This window comes from Rhizobium sp. 862_C5_N1_2, from assembly GCF_051811205.1.
Taxonomy (GTDB): domain Bacteria; phylum Pseudomonadota; class Alphaproteobacteria; order Rhizobiales; family Rhizobiaceae; genus Rhizobium; species Rhizobium leguminosarum.
Map to the genome: position 1 here is coordinate 964,943 of NZ_JBPWPT010000002.1, position 19,563 is coordinate 984,505.

The 19,563-nt window shown below is 62.4% G+C and carries 17 protein-coding genes; 5 read left to right on the forward strand and 12 right to left on the reverse strand.

Annotation, left to right across the window (positions count from 1 at the left end):
* The first annotated feature begins 110 nt into the window (after positions 1-110).
* On the forward strand, positions 111-587 hold the full coding sequence (locus ACD590_RS28835) for an Lrp/AsnC family transcriptional regulator (protein WP_018445089.1): 477 nt from the start codon (positions 111-113) through the stop codon (positions 585-587).
* Between the two features lie 373 nt (positions 588-960).
* Here ACD590_RS28835 and ACD590_RS28840 read toward each other — a convergent pair whose 3' ends face one another.
* From ACD590_RS28840 to ACD590_RS28890, 11 genes are all read right to left on the reverse strand, one after another.
* Complete coding sequence (locus ACD590_RS28840) at positions 961-2,616, reverse strand: ABC transporter ATP-binding protein (RefSeq protein WP_018445088.1); 1,656 nt, start codon at positions 2,614-2,616, stop codon at positions 961-963.
* Positions 2,613-3,479: an ABC transporter permease gene (locus tag ACD590_RS28845; RefSeq protein WP_112907316.1), complete on the reverse strand. Its 867-nt coding sequence runs from the start codon at positions 3,477-3,479 to the stop codon at positions 2,613-2,615. Before ACD590_RS28845 ends, ACD590_RS28840 begins: the two co-directional genes overlap by 4 nt.
* Entirely contained in the window at positions 3,476-4,426 is a 951-nt protein-coding gene (locus ACD590_RS28850) for an ABC transporter permease (RefSeq protein ID WP_018245989.1), read from the reverse strand. The genes ACD590_RS28845 and ACD590_RS28850 overlap by 4 nt, the downstream gene beginning before the upstream one ends.
* Before the next feature lie 91 nt (positions 4,427-4,517).
* Positions 4,518-6,128, reverse strand: a complete 1,611-nt coding sequence (locus tag ACD590_RS28855; protein ID WP_113544124.1) for an ABC transporter substrate-binding protein — start codon at positions 6,126-6,128, stop codon at positions 4,518-4,520.
* Between the two features lie 63 nt (positions 6,129-6,191).
* On the reverse strand, positions 6,192-6,905 hold the full coding sequence (locus ACD590_RS28860) for an HAD-IA family hydrolase (RefSeq protein ID WP_439003964.1): 714 nt from the start codon (positions 6,903-6,905) through the stop codon (positions 6,192-6,194).
* Between the two features lie 221 nt (positions 6,906-7,126).
* A complete protein-coding gene (locus ACD590_RS28865) occupies positions 7,127-8,503 on the reverse strand; it encodes an aspartate aminotransferase family protein (protein WP_018445086.1) in 1,377 nt (458 codons plus the stop codon).
* A 13-nt stretch (positions 8,504-8,516) separates the two neighbouring features.
* Entirely contained in the window at positions 8,517-9,353 is an 837-nt protein-coding gene (locus tag ACD590_RS28870; RefSeq protein ID WP_439003965.1) for a GNAT family N-acetyltransferase, read from the reverse strand.
* Positions 9,354-9,555: 202 nt separating this feature from the next.
* On the reverse strand, positions 9,556-10,836 hold the full coding sequence (otnK, locus tag ACD590_RS28875; protein ID WP_439003966.1) for a 3-oxo-tetronate kinase: 1,281 nt from the start codon (positions 10,834-10,836) through the stop codon (positions 9,556-9,558).
* Between the two features lie 3 nt (positions 10,837-10,839).
* Positions 10,840-11,616: a 2-oxo-tetronate isomerase gene (gene otnI, locus ACD590_RS28880; protein WP_439003967.1), complete on the reverse strand. Its 777-nt coding sequence runs from the start codon at positions 11,614-11,616 to the stop codon at positions 10,840-10,842.
* A 14-nt stretch (positions 11,617-11,630) separates the two neighbouring features.
* Positions 11,631-12,575 (reverse strand): L-threonate dehydrogenase, encoded by a 945-nt coding sequence (ltnD, locus tag ACD590_RS28885; RefSeq protein ID WP_439003968.1) that lies wholly within the window; start codon positions 12,573-12,575, stop codon positions 11,631-11,633.
* Between the two features lie 69 nt (positions 12,576-12,644).
* Positions 12,645-13,961 (reverse strand): MFS transporter, encoded by a 1,317-nt coding sequence (locus tag ACD590_RS28890; protein WP_018445081.1) that lies wholly within the window; start codon positions 13,959-13,961, stop codon positions 12,645-12,647.
* Between the two features lie 239 nt (positions 13,962-14,200).
* Here ACD590_RS28890 and ACD590_RS28895 point away from each other — a divergent pair, with 239 nt between their 5' ends.
* From ACD590_RS28895 to ACD590_RS28910, 4 genes are all read left to right on the forward strand, one after another.
* On the forward strand, positions 14,201-15,199 hold the full coding sequence (locus ACD590_RS28895; RefSeq protein ID WP_112907299.1) for a LacI family DNA-binding transcriptional regulator: 999 nt from the start codon (positions 14,201-14,203) through the stop codon (positions 15,197-15,199).
* A gap of 16 nt (positions 15,200-15,215) precedes the next feature.
* Complete coding sequence (otnC, locus tag ACD590_RS28900) at positions 15,216-15,890, forward strand: 3-oxo-tetronate 4-phosphate decarboxylase (RefSeq protein ID WP_018445079.1); 675 nt, start codon at positions 15,216-15,218, stop codon at positions 15,888-15,890.
* Between the two features lie 173 nt (positions 15,891-16,063).
* Positions 16,064-16,732: a haloacid dehalogenase type II gene (locus tag ACD590_RS28905; RefSeq protein WP_026188726.1), complete on the forward strand. Its 669-nt coding sequence runs from the start codon at positions 16,064-16,066 to the stop codon at positions 16,730-16,732.
* Between the two features lie 13 nt (positions 16,733-16,745).
* Positions 16,746-18,020, forward strand: coding sequence for an NAD(P)/FAD-dependent oxidoreductase (locus ACD590_RS28910; RefSeq protein ID WP_439003969.1), 1,275 nt, complete (start codon positions 16,746-16,748; stop codon positions 18,018-18,020).
* Positions 18,021-18,093: 73 nt separating this feature from the next.
* Here ACD590_RS28910 and ACD590_RS28915 read toward each other — a convergent pair whose 3' ends face one another.
* On the reverse strand, positions 18,094-19,551 hold the full coding sequence (locus ACD590_RS28915; RefSeq protein ID WP_439003970.1) for an NAD-dependent succinate-semialdehyde dehydrogenase: 1,458 nt from the start codon (positions 19,549-19,551) through the stop codon (positions 18,094-18,096).
* Positions 19,552-19,563 lie beyond the last annotated feature (12 nt).

The window sequence follows — 19,563 nt, forward strand, 5'->3', positions numbered from 1 at the left end:
CCCGCAACGCGGTCGACACGTCTGACTTATGTGTTAAGGTCGATGTCGGGAATACGGCAGCATAATCTGCTGCGTCATTGGCGATCTCGAGCAAGTGAGGGCCGTGTGAGATGAAACTCGACCGGATCGACGTAAAAATTCTCTACGAACTGCAGAAGAATGGCCGCGTCACCAATGTGGAGCTCGCCGAACTGGTCAATCTGTCGCCTAGCCCCTGCTTGATGCGGGTGAAGAAGCTGCAGTCGGAAGGCTATATCGAAGGCTATTCGGCCCAGATCAACGTCAGCAAACTCGGGCAGACGCTGACGGTGTTCACCGAGATCACCCTGAAGAACCACCGGCAGATCGACTTCGCCCGCTTCCTGGCGGCGATCGAGAAGGTCGATCAGGTGATCGAATGTCATCTGGTTTCGGGCGGCTACGATTATCTGCTGAAATTCGTCACCGCCGGCATCGACGAATACCAGACGATCATGGAGCGGCTTACCGACCTGGACGTCGGTATCGACAAGTATTTCAGCTTCGTCGTCCTGAAATCGCCGATCGTCAAAGCCCACATGCCTTTGACCACCTTGTTTCCGCTTTAGCCGGCGAGAAGGGCCGCGGCCAGGCCCCGCTCCTGATCCGCAAACTCCCCTTGGCCGAGAGTCCCAACGCAATCTCTCAGGGTTCCAGACCGACCACACCCAGTTGCATCTCTCCGACCTAATCGGTCCTGCGCAGATGCCGATTCTCTCTGTCGCAGGTTGTTCTCCCTATAATTAGAGCTTCATACTGGTTGGAAGGACTTGCGACAGAATTTCGGGCTTTCTTTCCGAAGCCATATTCACTGCCACTTGCAGATCTTGTGCCGTGGAGCCCAGGCTTTTCAACATGACCTGCCCCGGTGCGCGCCGGGTCTGGCAAGCGTCTTGCTTGTGGTTTCGAGGAGGGCAGCGTGGTAACACCTTGAATCGGCGGTCAGTGCCGGCAGTAGGCCCGCACCAGTTCCGGATCCTGCTGGAGCTCATCGAGCCAGGCCGGATCGAGCGTCGGCACCGACGAGAAGAGCAGCTGCGAATAGGGATGTTGCGGCGTCTTCACCGTCGAGGATGTGATTTCCTCGACCTTACGGCCTCCATACATCACGACGATCTCGTCGCAGATCGCCTCCACCACCGAGAGGTCGTGGCTGATGAAGATATAGGAGAGGCCGAGTTCGCGCTGCAATTCCTTGAGCAGGTCGATGACCGCTGCGGCGACCACCGTGTCGAGCGCCGAGGTGATCTCGTCGCAGAGGATCAGCTTCGGATCGGCGGCGAGCGCCCGGGCGAAGTTGACGCGCTGTTTCTGTCCGCCCGAGAGCTCTCCCGGCCGGTGATGACGCAGATTGCGAGGCAGGCGCACCATGTCGAGCAGTTGATCGATCCGGGCGTTCCGCATCTTTCGATCCATGCCGTGGTAAAAGACCAAGGGCCTGTCGAGGATCTCCTCAACCGATTTCGCCGGGTTGAGTGCGGTATCGGCATATTGGAAAACGATCTGCATCTCGCGCAACTGGTCGCGCGAGCGCTCGCGAGCGCTGCGACGCAGTTCCGTGCCGTCGAAGACGATCTTGCCGACCGCGGCCGGCAGGATGCCGGCGATGGTGCGGGCAAGCGTCGACTTGCCGCAACCGGATTCGCCGATGATGCCGAGATTACGGCCTTTTTCCACCTTCAGGCTCACATGCTCGACCGCGCGCACGAGCGGCAGGCCGTCAGCCTGGCGCTGTCCATAGCCGGCTACGAGATCTTCGATCTTCAGCAGTGGAGCCGTCGCGGGTTCGGCGGGGCCAGCTGCGCCGCGCGGTTTCGGTTCGAAGGCTGCAAGCAGCTCCCTGGTATAGGGGTGCTTCGCGTTGTTGAGGATCTCTTCGGTGGTGCCGGTTTCCTGGGTCTCTCCGCCTTTCAAGACCACGATGCGGTCGGCGATCTGCGCGACGACGGCAAGGTCGTGCGAGACATAAACGCCTGATATGCCGCCCTTCTTCATCACCGACTTGAAAGCACGCAGCACTTCGATCTGGGTGGTTACGTCGAGCGCCGTCGTCGGCTCGTCGAAGATGACGAGGGTCGGGTCGCCGATCAGCGCCATGGCGGCGGCCAGACGCTGCAGCTGGCCACCGGAAACCTGGTGCGGATAACGGCTGCCGATCGTCTCGGGTTCCGGGAGCGACAGCGCCCGGAAGAGCTCGACTGCCCTGGCACGCGCATCATCCGGCGACATCAGCTGATGAATACGCGTGACTTCGATCACCTGGTCCATGATCGATGTGGCGGGATTGAAGGCGGCAGCGGCTGATTGCGGGACATAGGCGACTTCGGTGCCGCGCACCTTGGCGCGCTGCTTCTCGCTGAGCCTGACCATGTCCTTGCCGCCGACAGAAACACTGCCGCCGGAGATGCGACAGCCCGCACGGGTATGGCCCATGAGGGTCAGGGCGATCGTTGTCTTGCCCGAGCCGCTCTCCCCGATCAGCGCGACGATCTCGCCCTCGGCAACATCGAGGCTGACACCCTTGATGATCTCGACGCGGCGACCGGAATCGGTGGTGGCCTCGACCTTCAGGTCACGGATTTCTATGAAATTGCTCATGACGTGCTCCGGTCGCGAATTTTCTGCGGCAGATTGTCTATCAGCAGGTTGACGCTGATCGTCAGACTGGCGATGGCAAGCGAGGGAAACATCACCGCCGGCGCACCAAACGGCAGGCCGCCGATATTCTCGCGCACCAGCGCACCCCAATCGGCATAGGGCGGCTGGACGCCAAGGCCGAGGAAGGAAAGCCCGGAGAGCAGCAGAACGATGAAGACGAAGCGGATGCCGAGATCGGCAAGCACCGGCCCGACGATGTTGGGAAGGATTTCCGAGCGAATGAGATAGAGGGTGCTTTCGCCACGGATGCGCGCGACTGTGATGAAATCCATCGCATTGATGTTGACGGCGAGCGCCCGAGCGAAGCGGTAGGCGCCGGGGATGTAGATCACCGACAGCGTCAGGATCAGAACCGGGACCGAGGAGCCGACGGCAGCGACAACCACCAGACCGAACAGCTTGCTCGGGATGGAGTTGAGAGCGTCGAGGAAGCGGCTGAGGATCGTGTCCAGCCAGCCGCCGGCGACCGCTGCGATCATGCCGAGCACGACGCCGCTGAAGCAGGCGATCGTCACCGCCGCTAGCGAGATGCCGACCGTATAGCGCGCGCCCATCAGAATTCGCGAGAGCATGTCGCGGCCGAGATAATCGGAGCCGAACCAGAGTTCCCGGCTCATCGGGCCGAAATAGTCGAGATCGACGATCTCGCCGACGGGGTAGGGGATTATCAACGGCGCAAAGATCGCGACGAGCGCCCACGCGAGGATGATGGTAAGGCCGATCGCGCCGACGATGTTGAAGCGATAGCCAAACCGGGTTCCGGACAGCCGGCCGGAAGCGGTTTCGGAACGGGTCATGGTCATCGGAGCCTCGGGTTGGAAAGGATGGCGATGATATCGGCGATGGTGATCAGCAGCAGGTAGCCAAGGCAGAAGATCATCGCGCAGCTCTGGATCAGCGGCAGGTCGCGGGTGGCGACGGCATCCAGCATCAGCTTGGCGATACCGGGGTAGTTGAAAATGGTCTCGACGATGATGACGCCTCCGAGCAGATAGGACAGCGAAAGCGCAACGGCATTGACGATCGGGCCGAGCGCATTGGGCAGTGCATGGCGAAACACAATGCGCGGCCGGGAGGCGCCTTTGAGCAATGCCATCTCGACATAGGGCGTGTTGAGCGTCTCGATAACAGCTGCGCGCGTCATGCGGATCATCTGGGCCGAGACGACGAAGGTGAGGGTGATCACCGGCATGGCATAGACGCGCAACAGGTCGGTCATACTATGGACCTCATTGGCGAAAGAAAGCGCCGGCAGCCATTTCAGGTAGACGGCGAAGATGAGCGCGGCGGAGGTCGCGACCATGAACTCCGGTACGGAGATGACGCCGATGGTGATCACCGTGACAATCCGATCGTAAAGGGTGCCGCGCAGCATCGCCGCAGTGATCCCGAGCGTGAGCGCGATCGGCACGGAGAAAAGCGCGGTGACGCCGGCAAGTTTTAGCGTGTTGACGAAGCGACCGGCAATGAGAGCGGCGATCGGCATTTCGTTGGCATAGGAGGTGCCGAGGTCGCCTTGGAGCAGCCCGACTAACCAGCGCAGGAAACGAAAGAGCGCTGGTTCGTCGAGATGCATGGCCTTGCGCAGGCCTTCGACAGCTTCCGGCGTGGCGGCTTGGCCGAGCAGGATCGTCGCCGTATCTCCGGGCAACAGCGTCGTCGCGAAGAAGACGGCAAAGGAGACGATCACCAGGGTGATCAAGGCGACGAACAATCTGCTCAGTACAAGGGATAAGACCTGGCTATTCACGGGCGTCTTCCCTTTGTGCGTTCGAGTTAAGTTCCACCAATGCAGATGGAAGAGCCGGGGCGCGGCTGCAGCCCCGGTCTCCTTTGCTTTATCAGGCTTCAAGCCAGACATATTCCGCGAAGGCGTATCCCATCTGGCCGCCGAGCGGGTTGGCTTCCAGGCCCTTGAGCTTGGCCGTCGTGGCATCGACGTTCGAGATATAGGCCGGAATGATAGTGCCGGCTTCCTGGGCGATCATGCCCTGCATCTCGTTGTAGATCGCTTTGCGCTTCTCTTGATCGAGAGAGCCGCGCGCCTCGATCAGCATCTTGTCGAACTTCTCCGACTTGTACTGGCTTTCGTTCCACGGAGCGTCCGAGGTATAGAGCAGGGAGAAGAGGATATCAGGGGTCGGCCGCGGGTTGATATTGCCGAAGTGGATCGGCGCCTTGAGCCAGTAATTGTCCCAGTAACCATCAGATGGCACTCGCTGGACATCGAGCTTCATGCCGATTTCGGCGCCGGCGGCCTGGATGATCATGGCCATGTCGATCGACGAGCTCGCCGCATCGGAAGCGATGATCGGAATGGATTGGCCGAGGACGCCGGCCTTATCGAAGTGGAACTTCGCCTTCTCAGGATCGAAGGCCCGCGCTTTCAGGTTTGCGTCATGATAGAAGTTCGCAGGCGAAACGGGTTGATCGTTGCCGACCTCACCGAGACCGCGCAGCGCCGATTTGACGATCTGTTCGCGGTTGACGAGATACTTCATACCCTCGATGAAGTCCCGCTTGTTGCCGGGCTCCATATCCAGTCGCATGTTGAGATTGGTATAGTTGCCGGACGTCGTCTTCGACAAGGTGAAGCCGTCGCCCTGGGCCTCGACGAGGCGCATGGAGCGGGGATTTATCGCGGCCGCGAGATGGATGTCGCCCGCAAGCAGGGCGTTGACGCGGGCATTGTCGTCGCTGATGGCGAAGTATTCGAAGGAATCGACGTTCGGGCCGGATTTCCAGTAGTTCTTGTTCTTGACCCCGACCGACCGAACGCCCGGCTCGAAGACTTCCTTGACGAAAGCGCCGGTGCCGTTGGCCTTGGTGAAATCGGTCGTGCCGTCGGAAACGATCATGAAGTGATGCATCGACAGGATGGTCGGCAGGTCGGCGTTTGGGCTGGCGAGCGTGATCTCGACGGTCTGCTTGTCCACGGCCTTGAAGCCGGTCATCTGGGCGGCGATCTTGGCGACCTTCGAGCCGACTGATGGGTCGAGATGGCGCTTCAGCGAGAAAACCACGTCATCGGCGGTCAGCGGCTTGCCGTCATGGAAGGTAACGCCGTTCTTCAGCTTGACCGTCCAGGTCTTCGCATCCTTGGACTCGATCGCTTCGGCGAGCTCCATCTGCGGCGTGCCTGATTTGTCGAGGAAGGTGAGGCGGTTATAGAAGGAGCAGCACCGGACATAGTCGGTAGAGAGCGACGCCTTGGCGGGGTCCAGCGTATCGGCCGTGGAGGACGACCAGCCGGCCGCCTTGAGCGTGCCGCCGGAAACAGGCGTTGCGGCGAGCGCCTTGCCGGCGCGGCCAAGCACGAGCCCGCCGGCTGATATGGCCACGCCGCCCGCGAGCATCATATGCAGCAACTCGCGACGAGTGGCGCCACGACGGATGGCGGTTTCGACCATGGCGTCGTCGGATTTGGTCCAATTGGTGATTTTGTCGTTCATCTCATTCCCCTTTTCTTGTGTGGCGGGCTGCCCGTTACGGGCGGGCCCGATCTGCTTTCAAAGTCAGGCGCGCGCGGCGGCCGCGGCATCAGCAAGGCCGGCCATCGAGGTGAAATGGTAATCGGGTTTGGTGAACTCGGCCGGTTCGATCGTGCCGCCGTAACCCTTCTCAGCATGTCGCCGCTCGATCCAGCAATTGGTCAGCCCGAGTTTCCTGGAAATCCCGATATCGTGGTACTGGCTCTGGGCGACATGCAGGATGTCGTCCTTCGAATGTCCTTCCGAGGCGACGTAGTCGAACACCCTCTCGAAGAAGGCGGGATCGGGTTTCTCGGTCCCCGTATCATCCGCCGTGAAGGCGGCATAAAAGGGATTGCCGAGCTCATTCTCGAAGAAATCGAATGCCCAGCGGCGGGCATTGGTCATCGCAACGAGGCGGTAATCCTTCGCAAGACTGGCCAGCGCTGCGGCGCTGTCTGCGAAACCCTTCCAGCCCTTCGCCGAATCCCGAAGCCGTTCGCCATATTTTTGATCGGCGGGCAAGCCGAGCTTCGGGGCGATCGCCAGGTAGACGCGCACGAGATCGTCGGGAAAGAGGTCGGCATCCTTGGAGTAGCGGGCTGCGCGATAGAGGCCAAGCGCCTGCTCGCCGTCGATTTCAGTTCCCGCCTCGGTCGCGATCTCGGCGAGGCAGGTCTTGAGGCCGCCTTCGAAGTCGATGAGCGTGCCGACGACATCGAAGGTCATATATTTGAATTCCGGAAGGCTCTTGCTCACGTGAATTCCCCAGTGTTCGGCTCCGGTGGGAGCGCGGTTCTCGAAGAAGAAAATTCTGTTCCGCCGGCGGGGTCATTGTCCCGCTCTTGTATGGAAGGCCCGCATGTGCCGGGATCCAGGCCTTTCGTTGATTTCAGTGTGTCACCTGCACCGCACCGGATTCGCCGAATAGGCGCCATGAGGCGGCACAAAATACCGAATCTGACCGTTTCGCGGTATTCTCAGGCCCGCAGCGCCCGACGCACATCCGGGTCCTCCAGCGTCTCGTCCAGGGTGATGCGGGTGCGTTCGACGATCGCGTCTATCTCCGTTTCGGTGCAGCAGAGCGGCGGAGCATAGCCAAGCACGCCATTGCCGAAGGCGCGGATGACGAGGCCGTTCTCCCAGGCGCGATCGAAGATACGGCGGGCGGGTTCGGCGGATGCCGGCAACGGCGTCTTGTTGACCTTGTCGACCACAAGCTCGACGGCGGCGAGCATGCCGCGGCCACGGACATCGCCTACCAGCGGATGATCCCTCAGCGACTCCAGGCCCTGCATCAGCCGCGCGCCGGCCCTGACGCCGTTTTCGAGAAGGCCGTTTTCGTAGAGCCTCAAGACTTCGAGGCCGACCGCGGCGCTGACGGGATGGGCCGAATAGGTGTAGCCATGGCCGACGGCGGCAGCACCCGCACCCTCGGCAATCGTTTCATAGACGTGATCGGCCATGAAGACGGCGCCCATCGGGACGTAGCCGGAGGTCAGGCCCTTGGCGGTCGTCATGAAATCGGGCACGACTTCATCCTCGCTGCAGGCAAACAGCGGGCCGGTGCGACCAAAGCCGGTGATCACCTCGTCCGCGACGAATAGGATGTCGTGCGCGCGGCAGAATTCGCGCATGGCCTTCATCCAGCCTTTCGGCGGCACCAGAACGCCGCCCGAGCCCTGGATCGGCTCGACGTAGAAGGCGGCGACGCGTTCCGGCCCGATCGCCTCGACCTTGCTTTTCAGCGCCGCAAGCGAGGCGTCGATGATCGCCTGCGGATTGTCGCCCGCCGGGTTGCGATAGGCGTAGTGAGACGGAATTTTATGCTGCCAGTCGAAGGGAACGCCGAAGCCGGCATGGAAGGCGGGCAGCGCCGTCAAACCCGCGCCGACCGTCGAGGAGCCATGATAACCCTGTTCGACGGAGATGAACTGATCGCGCTCAGGCTTTCCACGGGCATTCCAGTAGTAGCGTATGAAGCGGATCGTGCTGTCCACCGCATCGGAGCCGCCGAGGGTGAAATAGACGTGGTTGAGATCGCCCGGCGCACGGTCGGCGAGTTCGCCGGCAAGCCGGATCGCGGGCTCGGAGCCGAGGCCGAAATAGGCCGTTGCATAGGGAAGTTCCCGCATCTGTCGGGCCGCCGCCTCGACGATGCTTTCGTGGCCGTAACCGGCATTGACGCACCAGAGGCCGGCGAAGCCGTCGATCAGCTGCTTGCCCGATGCGTCGGTGACCGTCGCGCCTTTGGCCGAGGCCAGCACGCGCACGCCAAGCTTTTCATGGCCGCGGTAGGAGGCGACCGGATGAATGAGGTGGGCGCGATCGAGTTCGATGAGGGAATTGCTGTACATGGAGATCTCCGGATCAGCCGAGTGCCTGGCTGGCGAGGGCAAAGGTGGTGGCGGTCGGATCGGCGGCGTCGTTGGCCAACGGCTTTCTCATCGTGATTCCGCCGCCGACATGGGCGAACCCGTGTTCGGCGAGCCATGGGGAAAGCCCGGTCTCGGCAGTTGTATCGACCCTGAGGAACCGTCCGGGCCGCCTGGCGATGAAATGTTCGATGAGTTTCCTGGCCTCGCCGAGATCGGCGGCCACCACGGGTCCGATCACTTCGCCACGGCCGAAAGGACGCAGGCAAGCGAACCCGGAAATGCGACCGTCGCGGCGAATGACGGCGAATTCGCCGATCCCGGCGAGATAGGAGAGCAGCCCTTCACGGTCGGCGCCGAAGGCAAGTCGGTCGAGTCCCGCGATGGCAGGGCGATCGGCATCGGTGGCGGCTTCCGTTTCCTCCGGCGCGGCAATTTCTCCGGCAAGACCCTGGTGCTGCAGCACGGTTCCCGTCTCGCGGAAGCCAAGCTTTTGGTAGAGCGGCAGACCTGCCGTCGTCGCCACCAGCCTCAGCGGCCGATCTCCCGCGGTCAGCAATGCGGCGTCCATCAGCCTGCGGCCGAGGCCGCGGCCGCGCATCGTCTCGTCGACGATGACCATGTTGATGGTCGCACAATCCCCCTTGTATGGCGTGACGAGCACGGTGCCGACGACCTTGCCGTCCTCGACCGCGACCATCGCTTCGCTCAAGGCGAGCGCCAACCGCCAGTCTTCCGTCCGATGCGGCCAGCCCGCCTGTCTTGAGAGCGCAACGGCGGCTTCCAGATGGTCCGGGCCGAACGGGACGATTTCGATCTGACTTGCTTGCATGGGGGCGTCCTTCATGTCGTGCCCGCCAGTCTGCCGGAGCGCCGGCGGGCAGATCGTCTGAAGGCCATGGTTCAGGCAGTATCTTATGGCTTTGCTATCATCGGCCGCCGCATCTTATGCTAGAACCAACCGATATGCGTCCTATCCAGATCCTGGCGGTGGGTCCTGGCGCTCGACACATCACGGACATGCAATGGGCATGTCAGTGCATCATCGCCAGCGCTGCCGTAAAGAAATCTTCGCCTCCGAAGTTCCCGGATTTCAACGCCAGAAGCATGTCGCCCTGCGCATTGCCGACCGTGCGCAGCACCGGCACGCCAGGCGCAATCTCCGGGCCGATCAGAAATGCCGGAATGGCGAGCCTGTCGACCGCCGCGCCTGAGGTTTCGCCGCCGGCGACCACAAGGCGCCGCACGCCTCTCTCCACCAGTTCGGCTGCTATGATCGACGTCGCGGTCTCGATCGCGTGGCCGGAGGCCTCTCGCCCGTATAGCGATTGCAGCCGGGACACGGTTTCAGGCGCAGCACTCGCGGCGACCACGATGGGGCCGGCGGAGATGCGGTCTCCGGCCCAAGAGATCGCTGCGGCGATCTCATCGGGACCGGCAAGCAGCCGTTCCGGGTCGAGCCGCAGGACGGGCATCGACCGTTCGGCGACGTCGAGCTGGTGGAGCGTCGCCTTGGAGCAACTGCCGGCAACGATCGCCGACAGCCCGCCCACCGGGCGAATGGCGTCCGCCGTCGTTGCACCGCCGGACGATATCCGACCGGAGCGGACGAGCGCGCGGGCAAGGCCGAGGCCGAGGCCGGACGCGCCGGTGGACACCGGCGTTTTCAACGCGACCTCGCCGAGCGTTTCAAGATCGCGTTCGAAAATCGCATCGGCGATAACAGCAGTGACGCCTGCCGCGCGCAGAGAGTCTAGCCTCGCCTTGACGGCGCCGGGTCCGGCCGCGATGGTCGTGAGATCGATCAGCCCGACGGCATTGCGCGATTGTCGGGTGAGAACCCGCACGAGATTGGCGTCATGCATCGGATTGAGGGGGTGGTCCTTGAGCGGGCTTTCGTTCAGCGGCTGGCCGCCGACGAAGAGATGGCCAAAATAGACGGTGCGTCCCGTTTCCGGAAAGGCGGGTGTCACCAGCACGGAGCCGCCGCCGGCCGCCTCGCTCAAGGCCTCGGTGACCGGACCGATATTGCCGGCATCGGTGGAATCGAAGGTCGAGCAGATCTTGTAAAGCACATGGCCGGCACCCCGCTGGCGCAGCCATCGCTCGGCGCTGCTCGCGGCCGTCACGGCATCCGAGGCCGGGACGGAGCGGATCTTCAGGGAAACGACCACGGCGTCGACATCCGGCAGGGCGAGCGACGGATCGGGGATGCCGACCGTCTGCACCGTGCGCAGACCGTTCTTCGTCAGCGTGTTGGCGAGGTCGGAAGCGCCGGTATAGTCGTCAGCGATTGATCCGAGCAAAATAGCCATCGTCTAGCTCCGTGCAAAAGGTTTGAACCAGCCGAGACCGTCCAATGTCTGGCCGCGCGGGATATATTCGCAGCCGATGAAACCGTCATAGCCCAGGCTGTCGATTTCGCCGAACAGATAGGGATAGTTCAGTTCCTCCCCGTCCGGCTCGTTGCGTGACGGCACGCTGGCGATCTGAATATGGCCGGTGATCGACAGCAGGCGTCGCAACGCCATAGCGACGTCGCCATGGATGATCTGACGGTGGTAGATGTCGAACTGGAGCTTCAGGTTCGGCAGGCCGCATTCGGCAATCAGCCGTTCGGCGGCGGCGAAGTCGTTGAGGAAATATCCGGGCATGTTGCGCCCGTTGATCGGCTCGAGCAGGAGATCGATGCCCTTTTCCGCAAGCCGTCCGGCAGCGTAGGTGACGGAGCGCCGGTAGGAGGATGAGGCGTCTTGGTCATGAGGGTCGGCGATGCCTGCCATCAGATGCAAGCGCCTGACGCCGGTCGCCGCCGCATAGTCCAGGGCCCGTTCGACATCCGCTTTCAGCGCATCGAACCGCCCGGGAAGAGCCGCGACGCCACGTTCGCCTGCTGCCCAGTCGCCCGGCGGCAGGTTGAACAAGGCCTGCTGCAGATTGTTGCGGGCAAGCCGTTCGGCGATTGCCTCCGGCGTGGCTTCGTAGGGAAAGAGGTATTCGACGGCGGCAAAGCCGGCATCGGCTGCGGCGTCGAAGCGGTCCAGGAACGCCCATTCGTTGAACATCATCGTCAGGTTGGCGGCGAAAACCGGCATGTCTAGCGTTCCTTTTACAGGCTCTGCGGCTCTTTGGTGGAACCGGGCAATTCAGCGCCCGACAGCTTGGCATAGAGCCGCGCGAGCGAGGAATCGTCATCACGGCCCATGCCGGCCCCGGAGGCGGCCAGATACATCTGCAAGGCGGCTGCCGCGAGGGGTACCGGGTAACGCTCGGAGCGGGCCATGTCCTGGACGATACCGAGATCCTTGACGAAAATCTCGATGCTGCTGAGCGGCGTATAGTCTCCCGCCAGCACATGCGGCACGCGGTTTTCGAACATCCAGGAATTGCCGGCCGAAGCGGTGATCACCTCATAGACCTTGTCGAGGTCGAGGCCCTGCTTGGCGGCAAAGGTTATTGCCTCACAGGCGGCCGCGATGTGCACGCCGGCGAGAAGCTGGTTGATCATCTTGAAGGCCGCGCCTTTTCCGGCCTCGTCGCCGAGTTCGTAGACCTTGGCGGCCATGGCGTCGAGACCCGGGCGTGCCGTGTCGAAGGCCTGTCGGGAGCCGGACGCCATGATCGTCAGTTCGCCACGCGCCGACTTGGCCGCGCCGCCTGAAATCGGCGCGTCGAGATAGTGCAGGCCGAGAGCCTCCACCCGCCCGGCCAGATCGCGTGCGACCGCGGGATCCATGGTGGCCGACGAGATGAAGACGGCGCCGGGCTTCATCGCACGTGCGACACCTTCGGGCCCGAACAGCACCGCCTCGGTCTGCGCGCCGTTGACGACCACGGAGACGACGATGTCGGCGTCCTTTGCCGCAGCGGCAGGGGTTGACGCGCCACGTCCACCGTCGGCGATGAAGCGGTCCACCGCCGCCGGCGTGATGTCATATCCTACGACGTCGAGACCTGCGCGCTTCATCGACTGGGCCATTCCAAGCCCCATGGAACCAAGACCGATGACGGCTGCGACAACGGCCGAGCCCGAGTTTTCAGCAAGCGGTGGCATGAGGAGGTTCTCCAGTCTTGTGAGGAAAGGTCTGCGCCCCTCCGGGTGCTATCCCGGAGGGGCTGTTGTTCAGCGATTGACGGTTTTCGCAGGAACCGTCAACACGGCCAGCGAACCAACGACCAAGGCAGCCGCCAGCAGATACATGCCGGCGCTGTTGGTGCCGGTGAAGTCTTTGAGATAGCCTACCAGAAACGGCCCGAGAAACCCGGCGAGATTGCCGACGGAATTGATCCAGGCAATGCCGGCCGCAGCGCCCGTACCGGCAAGAAAAGCCGTCGGAAGCGACCAGAACAGCGGCGCGCAACTAATGGCGCCGGCAGCAGCCAGCGAGAGGCAGACAATCGAGACCGTCGTGCTCGTCGCCATCGTCGCCGCAACGAAACCGCCGGCGGCGATGAGGGCGGGGACGACGAGGTGCCAGCGGCGTTCGCGCAGCCTGTCGGCGGAACGTCCGAGCGCCAGCATAGCAACGAATGTGCAGATATAGGGGATCGCGGAAATCAGGCCGATATTGAGGTTTCCGCTGACGCCCGAGGCCTTGACGATGGTCGGCATCCAGAAATTCAGGCCATATTGCCCGAGCACGAAGCAGAAATAGATCAGGCACATCAGCCAGACGCGACGGTCGGTCAGCGTTGCGCCGATGCTGTGCGGGCTTGCCGTCTTGGCCCGGTTCTCCGCCTCGATATTGGCCGTCAGCACGCCTTTTTCCTCATCGTTCAGCCATTTCGCGCCCTGGATCGTATCATCAAGGTAGAACAACGTCGCAACGCCGAAAAGAATGGCCGGAATGGCTTCGATCAGGAACATCCACTGCCAGCCGGAAAGTCCGTGCGTGCCGTGAAAACTGTCCATCAGGAGACCCGAAAGCGGATTGCCGAAAATGGCGGATATCGGGATCGCCGACATGAAGGTGGTGATGATCCTGGCGCGGCGATGGGCCGGATACCACGCGGTCAGATAGAGAATGATGCCGGGGAAAAATCCGGCTTCGGCAACGCCCAGCAGGAAACGCAGGACATAGAAGACGGTTTCCGAGGAGGTGAACATGAAGGCGGCCGAAATGACGCCCCAGGTGAGCATGATGCGGGCTATCCACACGCGTGCGCCAACCTTGTTCATGATGATGTTGCTCGGCACTTCAAACAGAAAATAGCCGATGAAGAAAATGCCGGCGCCGATGCCATAGGCGGCTTCCGAGAGGCCGAGTTCGCTCGACATCTGCAGCTTGGCGAAGCCGACATTGACGCGGTCGAGATAGGCGACCACGTAGCACAGCATCAAAAAGGGTACGATGCGCCAGAATACCTTGCCATAGGCACGGTCTTCGAGCGTCTGGGCGGGATGTGCGCCAACGACTGGCGCTTGCGTCTGCAGCGTCATGATTTTCTCCTCCGATTGTTGCCGCGGTCTCCTGTCGATCCTCCCGCGGCACGCCGAGCCACCTTTGGCAGCGCTGCCATTTTCATTAATTCATTTTGGCAGCGCTGCCAATAGCAAATTGGTAGCGCTGCCAAAAAAACCTTGCTTCTTGGCGGGAGCGGTGAAAAATGGTGGCAACGCGGTGGTCATCGGACGGGCAGGCCGGATAACCACCTCAACAGTCGGGTTCAAACGTAACGATGGAATTCAAAAATCAACCGACGGTAACGCTTGCCGAGGTCGCGGAAGCGGCCGGTGTTGGCGAGAGCACGGTGTCGCGCGTACTGCGCAACCACGGTTCGTTTTCCGGCAAGACGCGGGAGCGGGTGATGGCCGCGGTCGAGCGGCTGGGCTATGTGCCGAACCGGATCGCGGGAACGCTTGCCTCCACCGGTTCGCGTCTTGTCGCCTTCGTCATTCCCTCGCTGTCCAACATCGTCTTCCCCGATGTGCTGCGCGGTGCCAGCGCCGTTCTGGAGGAAAACCGGTATCAGGCGGTATTGTCGGTGACCGATTATGATCCGGGCAAGGAGGAAGCGCTCGCCGCCGCGATGCTTGCCTGGCGGCCGGCGGCGGTCATGCTGGCAGGGTACGAGCATACCGAGGGTACGGTGAAGATGCTGCGCGCCAGCGGGTGTCGGATCGTCGAACTGCTCGATCTGGACGGCGATGCTCTCGATATCGCCGTCGGCTTCTCGAACCGCGCGGCCGGACGGGAGAGCGCTGCCTTCTTGCTCAAGCGGGGTTATCGCCGGATCGGCTATGTCGGTCACGACCTGAACCGCGATACCCGTGCCGGCAAGCGGTTTTCCAGCTTTTGCGAAACGCTCAAAGCGCATGACGCCCCTCTCGTCGGCCGCGAAATTCTCGCAGGCGCTTCATCCGTGGAAAACGGCAGGTTGGGGCTGGAGCGGTTGCTTGCCCGCACGACCGATCTCGATGCGGTTTATTTCTCCAACGACGACATGGCGCTGGGCGGCTATTTTCACTGTCTGGCTCAAGGGATCGCGATCCCCTCGAAGCTTGCCATTTTCGGCTATAACGGCCTCGATATCGGCCGGGCAACACCGCAACCCTTGTCGACCATCCGAACGCCGCGCGTGGCGACGGGGCAGATAGCCGCGCAACTGGTCGTCGCTAATGCGCCACCGCAGGCCGTCGATCTCGGCTTTGAACTGATCGAAGGGGCAACTGCGTAATATTGGAGGAACTGTCATGTCCGACGCGCGCCTGCGTGAGGAAATCTGCCGATACGGCCGCTCGCTGTTCGAGCGTGGGCTGACGCCCGGCTCGTCGGGCAACATATCGTTGCGGCTGGAGGATGGCGGCTGGCTGGTCACGCCGACCAACGCCTCGCTCGGCTTTCTCGACCCGGCACGTATCTCCAGGCTCGATGCCGAAGGCCGGCTCCTGTCCGGCGACAAGCCGACCAAGGAGATCCCGCTGCACACCGCCCTCTACGATACGCGCGGCAGCGCCCGCGCCATCGTCCATCTTCACTCCACCCACGCAGTGGCATTGACCATGCTGCCGGAGATCGATCCGCGCGCCGCCCTGCCGCCGATGACGCCCTATTATCTCATGCGGGCCGGCGAAACCGCGCTGGTGCCCTATTATCGTCCCGGCGATCCTGATGTGGCCGACGCCATCCGTGGGCTGGCGGGCAAGTATTCATCAGTGCTTCTGGCCAATCACGGACCTGTGGTCGCCGGTGACAGCCTGGAGGCGGCGGTCTTTGCGACCGAGGAACTGGAGGAAACGGCGAAGCTCTATCTGCTGTTGCGCAACCTCAATCCCCGTTTTCTCAGTCCGGCGCAGGTGGCCGATCTCGTCAACACCTTCGGCCTCGACCTTCCGTCGCATCACGATCACGATCACGACGGCGATTGAAGGCGTCACTCCGCCGGCCGTTGATCGCGGGTGAAAGCGCGCAACCTTCTGCCAAACCCTGCTTTCGATACGATAGATTCTGCTTCCGATGCCGCCAATTCAGGCGAGCTGTGGGTGAAGCGGTGCCTATGATTGTGACACGTCCCCAGTTCCGATCGCTCAAGGATACGCAGATGACGACGTTCCGTCCGAAATACATCACCTTCGACTGCTACGGCACGCTGACCAACTTTCAGATGGCGGAAGCGGCGCGCGACCTCTACGGCGAAGAGCTCGACGAGCGGCGCATGGCGGAGTTCATCAAGAATTTCGCCGCCTATCGGCTCGACGAGATCCTGGGCGACTGGAAACCCTATGCCGAGGTGGTGCACAATTCGCTCGAGCGGACATGCAAGCGCAACGGCGTGACATTTCGCGATGAAGCCGCCCGGATGATCTATGAGCGGGTCCCAACCTGGGGGCCGCATTCGGATGTCCCGGCCGGTCTCGCCAAGGTCGCCAAGGAAATCCCTTTGGTCATCCTCTCCAACGCCATGAATTCGCAGATCATGTCGAACGTCGAAAAACTGGGCGCGCCCTTCCATGCGGTCTATACCGCCGAGCAGGCGCAGTCCTATAAGCCACGCTTCAAGGGCTTTGAATATATGCTCGATATGCTGGGCTGCGGGCCGGAAGACGTGCTGCATTGCTCGTCCTCCTTCCGCTACGACCTGATGTCGGCCCACGATCTCGGCATCAAGAACAAGGTTTGGGTCAATCGCGGCCATGAGCCTGCCAACCCCTATTACGGTTATGTCGAAATTCCTGACATCTCCGGCCTGCCTGGCGTCGTCGGGCTCTGACGGAGACACGCGGATGCAGTTCGAATCCTACTGGCACGACACGGCTCCAGCCTTTGCCGGCGGCGCACAAGGCCCCGTCGAAGGACATTACGACGTCGCCATCATCGGCGCCGGCTTTACCGGGCTTGCCGCGGCGCGCCAGCTTGCAAAGGCCGGCGTCAAGGTCGTGGTGCTGGAAGCCGAACGGGTCGGCTGGGGAGCGTCGGGGCGCAATGGCGGCCACCTCAACAACGGGCTCGCCCACAGTTTCCTGTCCGCCAAGTCCGCACTCGGCGTGGAGCGGGCCGTCGCCCTCTACAAGGCGTTCGACGCTTCCATCGACACGATCGAGGCGATCATTTCCGAGGAGGGGATCGACTGCAATTTCCGCCGCGCCGGCAAGCTGAAGCTCGCTTCGAAGCCGCAGCATTTCGATGCCATTGCCCGCAATTTCGAGGCTGTTCATAGAGAGGTCGATCCGGACACGGCACTTCTGACGGCGAGTGACCTGAAAAGCGAGGTCTGCTCGACCTTCCATGGCGCCATGCTCTCGAAGAAGAGCGCGATGATGCATATGGGCCGCTATGTCGCCGGGCTCGCCACGGCAGCCGCCCGCCACGGCGCCACCATCTTCGAAGGGGCGGCGGTGACCGCACACCGGCAGGGCAATGGTCGCCACAGCCTGACGACCGCACGGGGCACCGTCACCGCAGACCACGTGCTGGTCGCGACAGGCGCCTATACGCCGTCGCTCTTTAACTATTTCCGCCGCCGGATCGTTTCCGTCGGCAGCTTCCTGATCGCCACCCGTCCGCTGACCGACGCCGAAATCGCCGCTACGATGCCCGGCAACCGCACCTGTGTCACGTCGATGAACATCGGCAACTATTTCCGGCTGTCGCCCGACAAGCGGCTGATCTTCGGCGGTCGCGCCCGGTTTTCCGCCACGTCGGGTCAACGATCGGACGCAAGGAGCGGCGATATTCTGCGCGCCAGCCTGGCTGAAATCTTCCCGCAGCTTGCCGGCGTCGAAATCGACTATTGCTGGGGCGGGCTCGTCGACATGACTAAGGACCGCTATCCGCGCGCCGGCTATGTCGATGGTGTCTGGTATGCCATGGGCTATTCCGGCCACGGCGCCCAGCTCTCCACCCATCTCGGCATGATCATGGCCGACGCCATCCTTGGCAAGGCCGACCGTAACCCGATCAAGGGGCTCGACTGGCCCGCCGTCCCCGGCCATTTCGGAAAACCGTGGTTCCTGCCGCTGGTGGGCTTGTACTACAAGACACTCGACCGGTTTCAGTAAAGCATCAGCGAGTACGAAAAAGGGCGCCGAGGATGAGTCCACGGCGCCCATTTTCTTTTGCCCTTGCCGCTGGTCAGTTGAGCCCACCGATGTGGAAGCTCTTCATTTCCAGATATTCGTCGATGCCGCATTGCGCGCCTTCACGGCCGAGGCCGGACTGCTTGACGCCGCCGAAGGGAGCGACCTCGGTCGAAATGGCCCCTGTGTTCAGGCCGACCATCCCGAATTCGAGCGCTTCAGCGACACGCCAGGAGCGTTTCAGGCTCTCGGTGTAGAAATAGGCCGCAAGGCCGAAGGGCGTGGCGTTGGCGATGCGGATCGCCTCTTCCTCGTTGTCGAAACGGAAAAGCGGGGCAACGGGGCCGAAGGTCTCTTCGCTGGCAAGCTGCATCTCGGTCGTCGCACCGCCGAGCACCATCGGCACCGCATATTGATCGCCTTCAGGCACGGAACCCGCGGTGGCGAGGATCCTCGCTCCCTTTTCCACCGCATCGTCGACATGACGCTTGATCTTCTCGATCGCCGCCTTGTTGATCATCGGCCCGATATCCGTACCGGCATCCGTGCCGGCCCCGACCTTCATGGCCGATACGCGTGCGGAAAGTTTGGCGGCAAAGGCCTCATAGACACCGGACTGGACGAGAAGGCGGTTGGCGCAAACGCAGGTCTGCCCGCCATTGCGGAATTTCGATGCGATTGCGCCTTCCACGGCAAGATCGAGATCGGCGTCATCGAAGACGATGAACGGCGCGTTGCCGCCGAGTTCGAGGCTGAGCCGCTTGACGCTGTCGGCCGCGCCGCGCATCAGCAGCGAGCCGACGCGGGTCGAGCCGGTGAAAGAGATCTTGCGGACGGTCTGGTTGGCCATCAGCTCGTCGCCGATGCCGGCCGGCATGCCGGTGACGATATTGATGACGCCCTTCGGGATGCCGGCGCGCTCTGCCAATACGCCGAGCGCCAGCGCCGAATAGGGGGTCAGGTCCGATGGCTTGATGACGACGGTGCAGCCTGCGGCGAGCGCTGGCCCAACCTTGCGGGTGATCATCGCATTCGGAAAATTCCACGGCGTGATGATCGCCGACACGCCGACAGGCTCCTTCAGAACGACGATCCGCCGGTCGGTCGTCGGTGACGGAATGGTCGTTCCGCCGATGCGGCGCGCCTCCTCGGAGAACCATTTGATGAACGAGGCGCCATAGCGGATTTCGCCGCGCGCTTCCGTTAGTGGCTTGCCCTGCTCGCTGGTGAGGATCAGCGCCAGATCCTCGATATTGTCGAGCATCAGATCATGCCAGGCCTCCAGCAATGCGCCGCGCTCGGCATTGGTCTTTGCGCGCCATGGACCAAAGGCCTTTTCCGCTGCGGCGATTGCCGCCCTCGTATCGGCTCCGTCCATGTCGGGCACTGTGCCCAGCATATGCTGCGTCGCCGGGTCGATCACCTCGATCGCGCGTCCGGCTGCGGCCCCGCGCCATTCTCCGTCGATCAGCCCTTGCTCACGAAACAGGCCGCTATCCCTTAATCTGTTCATTCTGTTCTCCAT

What these genes read in the sequence shown, in the direction of transcription:
- ACD590_RS28835 (WP_018445089.1), top strand. Translation starts at nt 111, where the DNA reads ATGAAACTCGACCGGATCGACGTAAAAATTCTCTACGAACTGCAGAAG.
- otnK (WP_439003966.1), bottom strand. Translation starts at nt 10,836, where the DNA reads ATGGCTATTTTGCTCGGATCAATCGCTGACGACTATACCGGCGCTTCC.
- ACD590_RS28895 (WP_112907299.1), top strand. Translation starts at nt 14,201, where the DNA reads ATGGAATTCAAAAATCAACCGACGGTAACGCTTGCCGAGGTCGCGGAA.
- ACD590_RS28865 (WP_018445086.1), bottom strand. Translation starts at nt 8,503, where the DNA reads ATGTACAGCAATTCCCTCATCGAACTCGATCGCGCCCACCTCATTCAT.
- ACD590_RS28910 (WP_439003969.1), top strand. Translation starts at nt 16,746, where the DNA reads ATGCAGTTCGAATCCTACTGGCACGACACGGCTCCAGCCTTTGCCGGC.
- otnI (WP_439003967.1), bottom strand. Translation starts at nt 11,616, where the DNA reads ATGCCGGTTTTCGCCGCCAACCTGACGATGATGTTCAACGAATGGGCG.
- ACD590_RS28845 (WP_112907316.1), bottom strand. Translation starts at nt 3,479, where the DNA reads ATGACCATGACCCGTTCCGAAACCGCTTCCGGCCGGCTGTCCGGAACC.
- ltnD (WP_439003968.1), bottom strand. Translation starts at nt 12,575, where the DNA reads ATGCCACCGCTTGCTGAAAACTCGGGCTCGGCCGTTGTCGCAGCCGTC.
- ACD590_RS28890 (WP_018445081.1), bottom strand. Translation starts at nt 13,961, where the DNA reads ATGACGCTGCAGACGCAAGCGCCAGTCGTTGGCGCACATCCCGCCCAG.
- ACD590_RS28855 (WP_113544124.1), bottom strand. Translation starts at nt 6,128, where the DNA reads ATGAACGACAAAATCACCAATTGGACCAAATCCGACGACGCCATGGTC.
- otnC (WP_018445079.1), top strand. Translation starts at nt 15,216, where the DNA reads ATGTCCGACGCGCGCCTGCGTGAGGAAATCTGCCGATACGGCCGCTCG.
- ACD590_RS28905 (WP_026188726.1), top strand. Translation starts at nt 16,064, where the DNA reads ATGACGACGTTCCGTCCGAAATACATCACCTTCGACTGCTACGGCACG.
- ACD590_RS28840 (WP_018445088.1), bottom strand. Translation starts at nt 2,616, where the DNA reads ATGAGCAATTTCATAGAAATCCGTGACCTGAAGGTCGAGGCCACCACC.
- ACD590_RS28870 (WP_439003965.1), bottom strand. Translation starts at nt 9,353, where the DNA reads ATGCAAGCAAGTCAGATCGAAATCGTCCCGTTCGGCCCGGACCATCTG.
- ACD590_RS28915 (WP_439003970.1), bottom strand. Translation starts at nt 19,551, where the DNA reads ATGAACAGATTAAGGGATAGCGGCCTGTTTCGTGAGCAAGGGCTGATC.